We start from the raw sequence: 12,256 nt of genomic DNA on the forward strand, positions 1-12,256 counted from the left end.
GACTCGGTTTCAAAAACCGAGTCGGTCTTTCACATCAATAATCGACCTTCAAACCAGCCAGGTAGGCTTTGAAGCTCTCGCGGACTTCCGTGTGTTTCAATGCCTGTTCGACGGTCGCCATCAAATAACCCAGCTTCGAACCGCAGTCGTAGCGCTTGCCGAAAAATTCATAGGCCAGCACCGGCTCGTTCTGAAGCAGCATGGCGATGCCGTCGGTCAACTGGATTTCCCCGCCCGCGCCCCGCGTCACGTTGTCGAGCTTGTCGAAAATGGCCGGGGTCAGGATGTACCGGCCCACCACCGCCAGATTGGACGGCGCGTTCTCGGGCTTGGGCTTCTCGACGATGCTTTCCAGCTTGCTCAGGGTTTCCTCTATGGCGTTGGCTTTAACGATGCCATAGCTCTGGGTTTCCGACGGATCGACGCGCTCGGTGCCGAGTATCGAACACTGCCATTGCTCGAACACCTTGACCATCTGCGACAAGCAGCCGCTCTGGTTGTCGTCGATCATGTCGTCGGCGAGCAGCACCGCGAACGGCTCGTCCCCGACCACGGCACGGGCGCAGTTCACCGCGTGCCCCAGCCCCAGCGCTTCGGCCTGTCGGATATATACACAGGAGACATGGGACGGCACGATGTTCTGCACGATGCGCAGGGTCTCGGTTTTGTTCCGATTCGCCAGCTCGGTTTCCAGTTCGTAAGCCTTGTCGAAATGGTCCTCAATAGCGCCCTTGGTCCGGCTGGTGACGAACACCAAGGTGTCGATACCCGCCGCGATGGCCTCCTCGACCGCGTATTGGATCAAGGGCTTGTCCACGATGGGCAACATCTCCTTGGGACTGGCCTTGGTGGCCGGCAGAAAGCGGGTGCCCAAACCCGCGACCGGAAACACGGCTTTTCTGACGACTTTCTTCATAATTGAACTCCCTCAATGAATGATGACTGGATTTGTTCCCGATCTTGCAGATAGGCGATGACCTGTCTAGCGCACGCTTCCAGACCATCGCGGCCCGTATGAACGGTGATTTCGGGGTCAATCGGCGGCTCGTAAGGCGAGGAAATCCCGGTGAATTCGAGGATTTCGCCGCGCCGCGCCTTTTGATACAGCCCCTTCACGTCCCGCCCTTCACAGACCTCCAAGGGGGCGTCGCAGTAGACCTCGATGAAATCGCCCGGCTTGACCAGGGACCGGACCATTTGCCGATCATCCCGAAACGGCGAAATAAAAGCGGTCAAGGCGATCACGCCCGCATCGACGAACAACTTGCTCATTTCCCCAATGCGCCGGATGTTCTCCCGTCGACCCTCGGCGCTAAAGCCAAGGTCGGCGCACAGCCCATGCCGGACATTGTCCCCGTCGCAGACATAGGTATGGCAGCCCCGTTCGAACAGCATTTCCTCCACGCGGTGCGCCAGCGTGGACTTGCCCGCGCCGGACAGCCCGGTGAACCACAGAATGAAGCTCTTGTGGCCGTTCGCCCTTTGCCGTAGCAGCCTCGTCACGGCGGCGTCATGCCATTTGATATTCGAACTCATCGGGACTTCCTAATTGTTGGGAACAGCGCTTATTTTAGCCGTGAAACCCGTTATTACCGTGATATAGATACAAAAAAGGCTCCGCTGGGGAGCCTCTTTTGTATTGAATGCGGGGGGTGGGTTTATTTGGCACGCTCGGGGGCAGGTTGCGCCGTGGCTGATTGGACGGCTTGAGCCGCGCTGCCGACCGTGATTTTGGCGCGGTTCTTTTTGACAGTGGCCGGGCCAATGCCCTTCACGCGGACCAAATCGTCAACCGACTTGAACGGGCCGTTCTTTTCCCGGTCGTGGAGGATGATCTCCGCCTTCACCTTGCCCACGCCGATCATAACTTGGTCGAATTGTTCCAGGGTGGCGGCGTTGATGTCCAGAACGTCCGCGAAAACGGCGGGCGCGATGCTGGACAGGATCAACGCCAGGATGCCGAAGATGAAGTGACGCATGGTAGCCTCCAAATGGGTTAAGTAGAGTTGTTCCCACCGCGCAGCCCTTGAAAATCAAGGCTTCTAAGCTTGAGATCACTTAAAAGCCCCAAAATGGCACTCATGTTCAGTGTCTCAATGCTTGTAAGCTTTTGATTTAGATAGAAATGGCATCGGGAACAACTCTAGTGTTCAAGGAGGCTATAACTTAAGCCAAGCGGAGCTACGGGTGCAGTGACATCTTTCGAGCTAAGACAGTGATTTATTGGTCTTGACTTTGCGAGTTTATTAAGATTTCTTTGGATTCCAGCTTCAAGCTTAACTTAATGGCAGTGACCGGAAGAGGGAGAAAACGGGCGAGTGTCACATGACGCGATATGGCGGGAAATAACAAGGCTCCTGCTCAGGAGCCTTGTTGGGTCGCAATGGCGAAGCTGATTAAGGGGCGGGTTTTGGGTTGGTGGGCGGCACGGGTTGGGGTGACGGCGCCGCTTCCCCGACGGTGAGTTTATCGCGGTTCTTCTCGATAGCCTTTGGCCCAATGCCTTTGACGCGAACCAAGTCATCAATTGACTTAAATTTGCCGTTTTTCTCACGGTCCTGGACGATGGCCTGGGCCTTTGCCTTACCCACGCCGACCATGACTTGATCGAGTTGCTCTACGGTGGCGGTGTTGATGTCCAAAGCTTCCGCGAACGCCACGGGCGCGACAGCGTACAAAACCAGAGCCAGAATGCCGGAAATGAACTTGTGCATATGTCCCCCAAATGGGTGGGTTTTAAGGAAGCCATACAATAGTCCAATTATGGCGACAAGGCAGGGAATTTTGCTAGCGCTTCCCGTGACTTCTTAGCTTGACTTTCAGGCTGCCGAAGGCTTGGGTGGCCGCCGACCTAACGCCAACGGAAATCGGGACTAGGAGCCTTTTGCGGGGACAATGGAATTCCAATGCTGGCAGGATGGACAGCGCCAATGCAGCTCCGCGCCACTGAAGCCACACTCGACGCAGCGATAGCGGGGAATCTTCGACACCAGGGCATTGACAATCAGCGCGACCCGCTTCAAGTCCCGGCATTCCGCCGCGATGCCGGGTTCGGCCATTAAGGCGACCGCGTGACGCAAGCCTTGGAAGTTGGAGTTCGTCCCCAGCACCGTCAGCAAATGATCCAAAGCAGCGGCGGCACCATCAGTTTCCCGCATCCGCCCGGCGCGGACCACGGCGGCCTCGACCAAGCCGTGCTTTCGATACAAGCCCTCCAAGTACGCCGCCAGTTCGCGCCCTTTGTCGAGCCGCTCATGGCATAGGCTGATGGATTCCAATATTTCAGGCAGGTAGGCGGGATTTTGGGATTCGACCCGCTTTAAAGCTTGCAGCGCGGCGGCATATTCCCCGGCGGCCATTTCCAGCCGGGCTTGCACAAGGCTGGCCCGGACGCAGCCGGGATCGTCGCGGAGCGCTTGGGCCAGATGATTCCTGGCGTCCCCCGGCTGGCCGCGCCGTATGGACTCCTCGGCCAGTTCGCAAAGGAACTGCGCCACGTTCTCGCCACGGGGTGTCTTGGCGAAGCGCAGCAGTTGCCGGGTGCAGGCGATGGCTTTTTGCCAATCCTTCTCCTGCTGATAAATCAGCAGCAGCTGTTGAAGCGAAGGCTTGGCGTGGGTATTGGATTGGCTGAGAACCTGAAAAACCGCTTCGGCCCGGTCGAACAGCCCGGCCCGCATGTAGTCCACCCCTAACTCATAACTGGCCTGGACCCTATGGGCCTGGTCAAGGCTGGCGTCATCGACCAGCTTCTCGTGGATTTCGATGGCCTTCTCCACCTCGCCCCGCCGCCGGAACAGGTTGCCCAGCGCGATGTGGGTCTCTATCGTCTCGTAGTCCCTTTCGAGAATGTCGGCGAAGGCGTCGATGGCCTTGTCGGTTTTTTCGTGCAGCAGGTAATTCAGACCCTTGCAGTAAGCTCGGGTCAGCGGGCGGGCATGATCGGCGAAATAGCGCCGGGTGTAATGGCGTTTGGCGACGTACCAACCCGACGCCGCGGCGACCGGCAAGAGGAGCGCCAGCAATTCAAGCATCAGCCGGAGGCCGTCAGCGTGAACTTGTTGTCCTTGGATTGATTGACCATGTCCCTCAATTCCTTGCCGGGCTTGAAATGGGGAACGAATTTCGAGGTGAGTTCGACGGCATCCCCGGTTTTCGGGTTGCGTCCCACCCTCGGCGGGCGGTAGTGGAGCGAGAAGCTGCCAAATCCCCGGATTTCGATCCGCTCACCGGAGGACAGGGCGTTTGTCATGTGGTCGATCATTCCCTTCACCGCCGACTCAACATCTTTGAAAGCGAGATGGCTGTACTTTTCCGCCAAGAGATTGATCAGTTCTGACTTTGTCACCGTGGTTTCCATAAGAAAAGGGGGGCTGAGTGGCCCCCCTGCTTGGCCGGATTACTTGTTCTCCATCTGTTCCTTGAAGATGTCGCCCAAGGTCGGCATCCCGGAGGACGCCTGCTGCGAGTAGCCCTTGATGGCGGCGGCTTCTTCTTCCTGATCCTTGGCCTTGATGGACAGGGTGATGGACTTGTTCTTCTTGTCCACGCCGATGAACTTGGCTTCGACCTCGTCGCCCACCTTCAGCTGGGTGCGGGCGTCCTCGACGCGGTCGCGGGAGATTTCGGAAGCGCGGAGATAGCCCTCGACGCTGTCGGCCAGGGTGATGACCGCGCCTTTCGCGTCCACTTCCTTGACCACGCCCCGCACCGGGTCGCCCTTTTCGTGGGTCGCCAGATAGTTCTGGAACGGGTCTTGCTCCAACTGCTTGACGCCCAAGGAGATGCGCTCACGCTCGGGGTCAATCGCCAGGATGACGGTCTCGACCTCATCGCCCTTCTTGTACTGACGGATGGCTTCTTCGCCGGTCGCGCTCCAAGAAATGTCGGACAGGTGAACCAAGCCGTCGATGCCACCGTCCAGACCGATGAAGATGCCGAAGTCGGTGATGGACTTGATGTTGCCCTTGATCTTGTCGCCCTTCTTGTGGGTGCCAGCGAACTCTTCCCACGGATTGGCGCGGCACTGTTTCATGCCCAGCGAGATGCGGCGGCGGTCTTCGTCGATGTCGAGAACCATGACTTCGACTTCTTCGCCCAGTTGCACGACCTTGGACGGGTTGACGTTCTTGTTGGTCCAGTCCATTTCGGAGACGTGAACCAGACCCTCGACGCCCTCTTCCAACTCAACGAAGCAGCCGTAGTCGGTGAGGTTGCTGACCTTGCCGAACAGACGGGTGCCCGGCGGGTAGCGGCGAGCGATGTTGAGCCATGGGTCTTCGCCCAGTTGCTTGAGACCCAGCGAAACGCGGTTCTTTTCTTGGTCGAACTTGAGGACCTTGACGCGGATTTCCTGGCCGATCTGTACCGCTTCGGACGGGTGACGGACGCGCTTCCAAGCCATGTCGGTGATGTGCAGCAAGCCGTCGATGCCGCCGAGGTCGATGAACGCGCCGTAATCGGTGAGGTTCTTGACCGTGCCGGTGACGATGGCACCTTCCTTGAGATTCTCAAGCAGGGCTTCCTTCTCGGCGCTGTACTCGGATTCCACCACGGCGCGGCGGGACAACACGACGTTGTTGCGCTTCTGGTCGATCTTGATGACCTTGAATTCCAGGTCGCGGCCTTCCAGGTAGGCGGTGTCGCGCACCGGGCGGACATCCACCAAGGAACCCGGCAGGAACGCCCGCAGTGCGCCCAAGGCGACGGTGAAGCCGCCGCGCACTTTGCCGGTCATGCGACCCTGAACGGTTTCATTCTTCTCGAAGGCTTGTTCCAAATCCAGCCATGCCTTGAGCCGCTTCGCTTTGTCGCGGGAAAGCAGGGTGGCGCCAAGGCCGTCCTCAAGCAATTCCAGGGTGACATCGACGGTATCGCCGATTTGGACTTCAATCTGGCCTTCGGCGTCGAGGAATTGCCACTTCGGCACAACACCTTCCGATTTCAGGCCAGCGTTGACGACCACCATATCGGAGCTGATATCGACCACGGTGCCCTTGATAATGCTGCCCGGACGCATTTCTGCCTTGACCAGGCTCTCTTCAAACAATGCTGCAAAGCTGTCGCTCATAAAATGACACGTTAATGAATGACCCAGCGGTCATTCGGGGTTTGGATTAAAAATATTGCCGACCAAGTCGGCAACGCCATTAGAAGTACAAACTCGACCAAAAGGGATTAAGCGGCGGCGACATCCAGTATTTGGGCGATGACCTGCTCAATGCTTAGCTCGGACGAATCGACCAGAACGGCACCTTCGGCCATCACCAAGGGGGCTTCGGCCCGCTCCCGGTCACGCCGGTCGCGCTCCTCAATCTCCTTTGCCAAGTCGGCAAGGCTAACATGAATACCCTTCTCATTCAACTGCTTATATCTTCTCAGGGCGCGGACTTCGGCGCTGGCGGTGAGGAAAACCTTGCGGGGCGCATCCGGGAAAACCACCGTGCCCATGTCCCGTCCATCGGCCACCAAACCCGGCGCTTGGCGGAATTCCCGCTGCTTGTCGAGCAAGGCTTTCCGCACCGGCCCATAAGCCGCGATGCGGGAGGCCGTGTTGCCGGTGGTTTCCGTGGCGATCTGGTCGGCAATATTTTCGCCATTCAGAAGAATCCCCGGCGGATCGTCGGCGGTGAACCGCAAATCCATGGCCTCCGCAAGCTGAACCAGCGCGTCCACATCATCCAGCGGCGTACCGGCCCGTAGTGCCGCGATGGCGAGGGAGCGGTAAATCGCGCCGCTGTCGAGGAAATGCCAGCCCAGTTTTTTCGCCACGGCCCGGCTAGCGGTGCCCTTACCCGACCCGCTCGGGCCGTCGATGGTTAATACCGGAATGGTGGCGCTCATAACACGTCGCCCTGTAACGCGGTGACGTTCAAACCCAAGCCCCGCGCCAGTTCCACGAAGGTCGGGAACGAGGTGTTCACGTTGGCGCAATCGGTGATTTCGATCAGGCCGGACGCCCGCAAGGCCGCGATGGAGAAGGCCATGGCGATGCGGTGATCGCCGTGGGAATCCACCTTGCCGCCCGCCATCGGGCCACCGTTGACGATCATGCCGTCCGGGGTCGGCTGGGCATCCACGCCGAGGATTCGCAGCCCGTCGGCCATGACCTGGATGCGGTCGCTCTCCTTGACCCGCAGCTCTTCGGCGCCGGTCAAGCGGGTCACGCCTTCGGCGCAAGCCGCCGCCACGAACAGCACCGGAAATTCATCAATCGCCAGCGGCACCAAAGCTTCGGGAATGTCGATGCCGTGCAGTTTGCTGGCACGGATGCGGATGTCGGCCACCGGCTCGCCGCCCACTTCGCGGGGATTAATCAATTCGATGTTGGCGCCCATCAATTTGAGGATGTCGATCACGCCGGTGCGGGTGGGATTGATACCGACGTGCTTGAGGGTCACATCAGCGCCCTCGGCGATGCTGGTGCCCACCATGAAGAACGCCGCCGAGGAAATATCGCTGGGCACGTCGATGTCGCTGGCAGTGAGCTTGCCGCCGGAACGCACCCGGACGAATCCGCCCTCTTCCCGCTCGACTGGATAGCCGAAGCCCGTCAGCATCCGCTCGGTGTGGTCGCGGGTCGGAGCGGGTTCACGGACGGAGGTTTCACCGTCGGCGTACAGCCCGGCCAGCAGCAGGCAGGATTTCACCTGGGCGCTCGCCACCGGCATGTCGTAATGGATGCCTTTGAGCGCGGCCCCGCCCTTGATTTTGAGCGGCGCGGTGCCGGTCTCGGTGGTTTCGATTTGTGCGCCCATGGACGCCAAGGGCTGGGTCACGCGCTTCATGGGCCGACGCGACAGCGAGGGGTCGCCGGTCAACACCGTGTCGAAGGCTTGACCCGCCAGCAGGCCCGACAGCAGTCGCATGGAGGTGCCGGAATTGCCCAGATAAAGCGGTTCCGCCGGGGCTTTGAGTCCGTGCATTCCCACGCCATGAATCGTCACCCGGCCATCCACCGGCCCTTCGATGGCAACGCCCATGGCCTGGAAAGCGTTCATGGTGGCGAGGCAGTCCTCGGCTTGCAGGAAGCCAGTGACATGGGTGGTGCCTTCCGCCAGGGAACCCAGCATGATGGAACGGTGGGAAATAGATTTGTCGCCGGGCACCCGCGCTTCACCGCGCAAGCTACCGCCGGGTTGAACGCGAAAGGTAATATTGTTGTCGTGCATATCGTTATTTTTCCAATTGATCCAAGAATCGTTGCCGCGCTCCTCGGGCGCTGGCGAACAAATCATAAAGCGCCTCGGCCCGGCCCTCGGACATCAGCGCCGCCGCGTTGGCCAGGGCGGTTCGGTATTGCTCGATGAGCGGCACGATTTCGGCGCGGTTGGCGAGGCAGATGTCCAGCCACATCTTGGGGTCGCTGGAGGCGATGCGGGTGAAATCCCGGAAGCCGCCCGCCGCATACTGAAAGATTTCCCGCTGCTCGTCCTGACGGCCCAGCATCTCGGTCAGCACGAAAGCCAGCACATGGGGCAGATGGCTGGTGGCGGCTAGCACTTCGTCGTGATGGCGGGCGTCCATGCGGGAAACCTTAGCGCCCATGCCTTGCCACAGTGCTTCGACCCGCGCCGTGGCTTCGGGGTCGGTGCTGTCCAGCGGGGTCAAAATCACCCGCTTGCCCTCGTACAAATCGGCCCTGGACGCTTCGACGCCGCTGCATTCGGCCCCGGCGATGGGGTGGCCCGGCACGAAGTTGGCCGGAACGGCACCGAACACCCGCGCCACCGCCGCGATGACATCGCCCTTAGTGCTGCCCGCGTCGGTGTAAATGGTCTGGTCGGACCATACCGCTTGGAGTTCTCGCAGCACGGTTTCACTGACACCGACCGGCACCGCCATCACGACCATATCGGCGTCCGCCGCGCCTTGCGCCACCGTGGAGTAGCCCTGGCCGATCACGCCGGACGCCAGCGCTTTGTTCAGATTGGCGCCGTCCGCATCCACGCCCACCACGGTGCGGGCTAAACCCTTGGCCCGCGCCGCTCGGGCGATGGAGCCGCCGATCAAGCCGACGCCGATGACGCACAGGCGCTCGATCATGCGCCCAGCACCCGGTCCAGCGCCGTCAGGAAGGCGATATTCTGCTCGGCGATGCCGACGGTCACGCGCAGATGATTGGGCAAGCCGTAATTGGCGATGGGCCGGACAATCACGCCTTCCCGCAGCAGCGCTTGATAGATGGGCGCGGCGGGCCGGCCAAGATCGAAGGTGATGAAGTTGCCCACCGAGGGAATGGTCTCAAAGCCACGCGCCGCCAAGGCTTCGCCCAGTTGCGCCAGCCCTTCTGCGTTCATCCGAACCGAGCGGGCCAAATAATCCTCGTCATCCAGCGCGGCCTTCGCGGCCTCCAACGCCAGCACATTGACGTTGAACGGCTGCCGCACTCGATTCAATAAATCGGCGATGGCCTCGCTGGACACCGCGTAGCCGACCCGCAATCCGGCCAAGCCATACGCCTTGGAGAAAGTCCGGGCGACCACCAAATTAGGCAACTCGTCCAGCCAATCCAGCGCATTCGGAAAATCGAGGGCCGAGACATATTCGGAATACGCCTCGTCCACCACCGCGATGACATGGCTCGGCAATCCAGCCAGGAAACCGTATAGCTCATCCCGAGACACATGGGTGCCGGTGGGATTGTTCGGGTTGGCGACGAACACCACTCGCGTCTCGTCATTCACCAGCCGGGCCATGGCTTCCAGGTCGTGACCGTAACGGGGGCCACGCGAACCCTCGTGAGCCGGGGCGACCCGCGCCTTCGCGCCCACGGCCTGGGTCGAGATGGGATAAACAGCGAAAGCGTGTTCCGAAAAGACCGCGTTGTGATCGGGGGACAGGAAAGTCCGGGCCAGGATTTCCAACACATCATTGGAGCCGTTGCCCAGGGTGATCTGAGTCGGGCGCACGCCCAGTTTATTCGCCAGCGAGACCTTCAGTTTGAAGCCGCTGGCATCAGGGTAGATATGCAGTTCGGATAGAACCCTCTGGACCGCCACCAGTGCTTTGGGGCTGGGGCCGAGGGGGTTTTCATTGGACGCCAGCTTGACGATATTCGTGAGGCCAAGCTCCCGCTCCAGTTCGCTGATGGGTTTGCCGGGTTGGTAGGGCATTAAGCCACGAACACCGGGAATGGCTAGGTCGGATGGCGGCATGAAGAAAGTGGTGAGTGGTGAGTGGTAAAGAGCCTGGGGCTGGAATGGGTGCTGTCAAGGGAGGTTTTTTACTAATTCACTCGCCACTTTCCTCACGCCAAGGCTCGGGGATACGAACCCAGCACCTTCAACATGGTGACGGACGGTTCCAGCTCGGCCAGCGCCTCGGCCACGGGCGGGTCGTCCCGATGGCCTTCCACATCGACGAAGAACACATAGTCCCAGGCCACCCGCCGCGAGGGCCGCGATTCGATCTTGCTCATGCTGATGCCGTGGCGGGCGAAGGGTTCCAACACGCCATACAAGGCGCCGGGATAATTGCGCGTCGACAGCAGCAGCGAGGTCTTGTCAGTGCCGGTGCGGTTCACGGCGTTGCGCCCAATGACCAGGAAGCGGGTGGTGTTGTCCGGCTCGTCCTCGATGTTGCGCTCCAGAATCGGCAAACCGTACAGCTTCGCGGCGACTTCGCCAGCGATGGCCGCCGTCCCCGGCGTCGCCGCCGCCAGTCGGGCCGCTTCGGCGTTGCTGCTGACGGCGGTGCGCTTGGCGTGGGGCAAATAACGGTCCAGCCACTCCCGGCATTGAGCCAGGGATTGCTGGTGGGAAAACACTTCGCGGATTTCCCCCGGTGCCTCGACCTGTCCCATCAAATTGTGATGGATGCGCAGGCTCACTTCCCCGGCGATCATCAGGAACGACCGCAGAAAGCTATCCAGCGTGTGGGTGATGACGCCCTCGGTGGAATTCTCCACCGGCACCACGCCGTACTGGCAGGCCCCGGACTCCACGGCCCGGAATATCTCGTCGATGGTCGGGAGGGATACCGCCTGGATGGCATGGCCGAAATGCTTGTACGCCGCCTGCTGGGTAAACGTGCCTTCCGGTCCCAGGAAAGCCACCCCCAGCGGTTTTTCCAGCGCCAAGCATTCCGACATCAGTTCCCGGAAAAACCGCACCACCGCATCCCGTCCCAGCGGGCCAGCATTCTTCTCCGCCATGCGGCGCAAGACTTCGGCCTCCCGTTCCGGGCGGTGGAAACACTCCACCTCGCCGCTGGCGGTTTTAATGTCCGCCACCCGTTGCGCACAGGCGGCGCGGCGGTTCAGGAGGTCGAGCAACTGGTCGTCGATGCTGTCAATCTCCTGGCGGATGCCCGCCAGAGGATTTCCGCCGCTTGGGGTTTGGGTGGAATTCGCCATGGATGCGGGATCAGATGACGCGGGCGGACAAAACGCCCTTGATGGACCGGATGCGCTCCAGCGTCTCGGTCGGTATCGCGGAATTCAGGTCGATCAGGGTATAGGCGTAATCGCCACGGGACTTGTTGAGCAGGTCGATGATGTTGAGATTGGCCTCGGCCAGCGCGCCGGAAATCTGCCCCACCATATTGGGCACATTCTCATTGGCAACGCACAGCCGCGCCCCCTGGTTACTGCGGGGCAGGACCACATCCGGGAAATTCACCGAGTGGCGGATGTTGCCGTGTTCCAGGTAATCCCGCACCCGCTCGGCCACCATGACCGCGCAGTTGTCCTCGGCTTCCGCCGTGGACGCGCCGAGATGGGGCAGCACGATGGTCTTGGCATTGCCCAGCACCCGTTGGCTAGGAAAGTCACAGACGTAGGCGTTCAAGCGGCCCGCATCCAGCGCCTCGCACACAGCCGCTTCGTCCACCACGCCGGCGCGGGAGAAATTCAGCAGGGTCGCGCCCTTCTTCATGAAGTCCAGACGGGCAGCATTGATGAGGTGGCGGGTGTGGTCGTTGAGCGGGACATGCAGGGTCAGCAGGTCGGCCCTGGAAATCAGGTCATCCACGCTGGCGGCGCGGGCCACCGACGAGGACAACTGCCAGGCGCTCTCGACGGTGAGCAGCGGATCGAAGCCGACCACATGCATCCCCAAGTCGATGGCGGCGTTCGCCACCTTGACGCCGATGGCACCCAGGCCCAACACCGCCAGGGTCTTGCCCGCCAGTTCGAATCCGGCGAACTGCTTCTTGCCCTTCTCCACGGCGCTGTGGATGGCTTGGTCGTCGCCTTCCAATCTGCGGGCGTAGTCCCAAGCCGGGCAAATCTTGCGGGCGGCCAGCAACATGCCGG

The 12,256-nt window shown here is 60.7% G+C and carries 13 protein-coding genes; all 13 read right to left on the bottom strand.

What is annotated here, in order from left to right; translation table 11 throughout:
• Positions 1–34: 34 nt before the first annotated feature.
• Positions 35–916 (bottom strand): UTP--glucose-1-phosphate uridylyltransferase GalU, encoded by an 882-nt coding sequence (galU, locus tag ACXWUF_RS10225; protein ID WP_458494572.1) that lies wholly within the window; start codon positions 914–916, stop codon positions 35–37.
• Positions 913–1,536, bottom strand: a complete 624-nt coding sequence (gene cysC, locus ACXWUF_RS10230; protein ID WP_458494573.1) for an adenylyl-sulfate kinase — start codon at positions 1,534–1,536, stop codon at positions 913–915. Before cysC ends, galU begins: the two co-directional genes overlap by 4 nt.
• 122 nt (positions 1,537–1,658) lie before the next feature.
• Positions 1,659–1,979, bottom strand: a complete 321-nt coding sequence (locus tag ACXWUF_RS10235; RefSeq protein WP_458494574.1) for a ComEA family DNA-binding protein — start codon at positions 1,977–1,979, stop codon at positions 1,659–1,661.
• A 417-nt stretch (positions 1,980–2,396) separates the two neighbouring features.
• Entirely contained in the window at positions 2,397–2,714 is a 318-nt protein-coding gene (locus tag ACXWUF_RS10240) for a ComEA family DNA-binding protein (protein WP_458494575.1), read from the bottom strand.
• Between the two features lie 159 nt (positions 2,715–2,873).
• Positions 2,874–4,034, bottom strand: coding sequence for a lipopolysaccharide assembly protein LapB (gene lapB, locus ACXWUF_RS10245; protein WP_458494576.1), 1,161 nt, complete (start codon positions 4,032–4,034; stop codon positions 2,874–2,876).
• On the bottom strand, positions 4,034–4,348 hold the full coding sequence (locus ACXWUF_RS10250; RefSeq protein WP_458494577.1) for an integration host factor subunit beta: 315 nt from the start codon (positions 4,346–4,348) through the stop codon (positions 4,034–4,036). The genes lapB and ACXWUF_RS10250 overlap by 1 nt, the downstream gene beginning before the upstream one ends.
• 51 nt (positions 4,349–4,399) lie before the next feature.
• Positions 4,400–6,070 (bottom strand): 30S ribosomal protein S1, encoded by a 1,671-nt coding sequence (rpsA, locus tag ACXWUF_RS10255; RefSeq protein ID WP_458494578.1) that lies wholly within the window; start codon positions 6,068–6,070, stop codon positions 4,400–4,402.
• Positions 6,071–6,177: 107 nt separating this feature from the next.
• Complete coding sequence (cmk, locus tag ACXWUF_RS10260) at positions 6,178–6,843, bottom strand: (d)CMP kinase (protein WP_458494579.1); 666 nt, start codon at positions 6,841–6,843, stop codon at positions 6,178–6,180.
• Positions 6,840–8,171: a 3-phosphoshikimate 1-carboxyvinyltransferase gene (gene aroA, locus ACXWUF_RS10265; protein WP_458494580.1), complete on the bottom strand. Its 1,332-nt coding sequence runs from the start codon at positions 8,169–8,171 to the stop codon at positions 6,840–6,842. The genes cmk and aroA overlap by 4 nt, the downstream gene beginning before the upstream one ends.
• Before the next feature lie 4 nt (positions 8,172–8,175).
• Positions 8,176–9,045, bottom strand: a complete 870-nt coding sequence (locus tag ACXWUF_RS10270; RefSeq protein WP_458494581.1) for a prephenate dehydrogenase — start codon at positions 9,043–9,045, stop codon at positions 8,176–8,178.
• Positions 9,042–10,115: a histidinol-phosphate transaminase gene (hisC, locus tag ACXWUF_RS10275; protein WP_458494582.1), complete on the bottom strand. Its 1,074-nt coding sequence runs from the start codon at positions 10,113–10,115 to the stop codon at positions 9,042–9,044. Before hisC ends, ACXWUF_RS10270 begins: the two co-directional genes overlap by 4 nt.
• 134 nt (positions 10,116–10,249) lie before the next feature.
• Positions 10,250–11,356, bottom strand: coding sequence for a prephenate dehydratase (gene pheA / locus ACXWUF_RS10280; RefSeq protein ID WP_458494583.1), 1,107 nt, complete (start codon positions 11,354–11,356; stop codon positions 10,250–10,252).
• A 10-nt stretch (positions 11,357–11,366) separates the two neighbouring features.
• Positions 11,367–12,256, bottom strand: an 890-nt coding sequence (locus ACXWUF_RS10285; RefSeq protein WP_458494584.1) for a phosphoglycerate dehydrogenase, incomplete at its 5' end; no start/stop codon positions are given.

The organism is Methylomagnum sp., from assembly GCF_054333355.1.

What these genes read in the sequence shown, in the direction of transcription:
- galU (WP_458494572.1), bottom strand. Translation starts at nt 916, where the DNA reads ATGAAGAAAGTCGTCAGAAAAGCCGTGTTTCCGGTCGCGGGTTTGGGC.
- cysC (WP_458494573.1), bottom strand. Translation starts at nt 1,536, where the DNA reads ATGAGTTCGAATATCAAATGGCATGACGCCGCCGTGACGAGGCTGCTA.
- ACXWUF_RS10235 (WP_458494574.1), bottom strand. Translation starts at nt 1,979, where the DNA reads ATGCGTCACTTCATCTTCGGCATCCTGGCGTTGATCCTGTCCAGCATC.
- ACXWUF_RS10240 (WP_458494575.1), bottom strand. Translation starts at nt 2,714, where the DNA reads ATGCACAAGTTCATTTCCGGCATTCTGGCTCTGGTTTTGTACGCTGTC.
- lapB (WP_458494576.1), bottom strand. Translation starts at nt 4,034, where the DNA reads ATGCTTGAATTGCTGGCGCTCCTCTTGCCGGTCGCCGCGGCGTCGGGT.
- rpsA (WP_458494578.1), bottom strand. Translation starts at nt 6,070, where the DNA reads ATGAGCGACAGCTTTGCAGCATTGTTTGAAGAGAGCCTGGTCAAGGCA.
- cmk (WP_458494579.1), bottom strand. Translation starts at nt 6,843, where the DNA reads ATGAGCGCCACCATTCCGGTATTAACCATCGACGGCCCGAGCGGGTCG.
- aroA (WP_458494580.1), bottom strand. Translation starts at nt 8,171, where the DNA reads ATGCACGACAACAATATTACCTTTCGCGTTCAACCCGGCGGTAGCTTG.
- ACXWUF_RS10270 (WP_458494581.1), bottom strand. Translation starts at nt 9,045, where the DNA reads ATGATCGAGCGCCTGTGCGTCATCGGCGTCGGCTTGATCGGCGGCTCC.
- hisC (WP_458494582.1), bottom strand. Translation starts at nt 10,115, where the DNA reads ATGCCCTACCAACCCGGCAAACCCATCAGCGAACTGGAGCGGGAGCTT.
- pheA (WP_458494583.1), bottom strand. Translation starts at nt 11,356, where the DNA reads ATGGCGAATTCCACCCAAACCCCAAGCGGCGGAAATCCTCTGGCGGGC.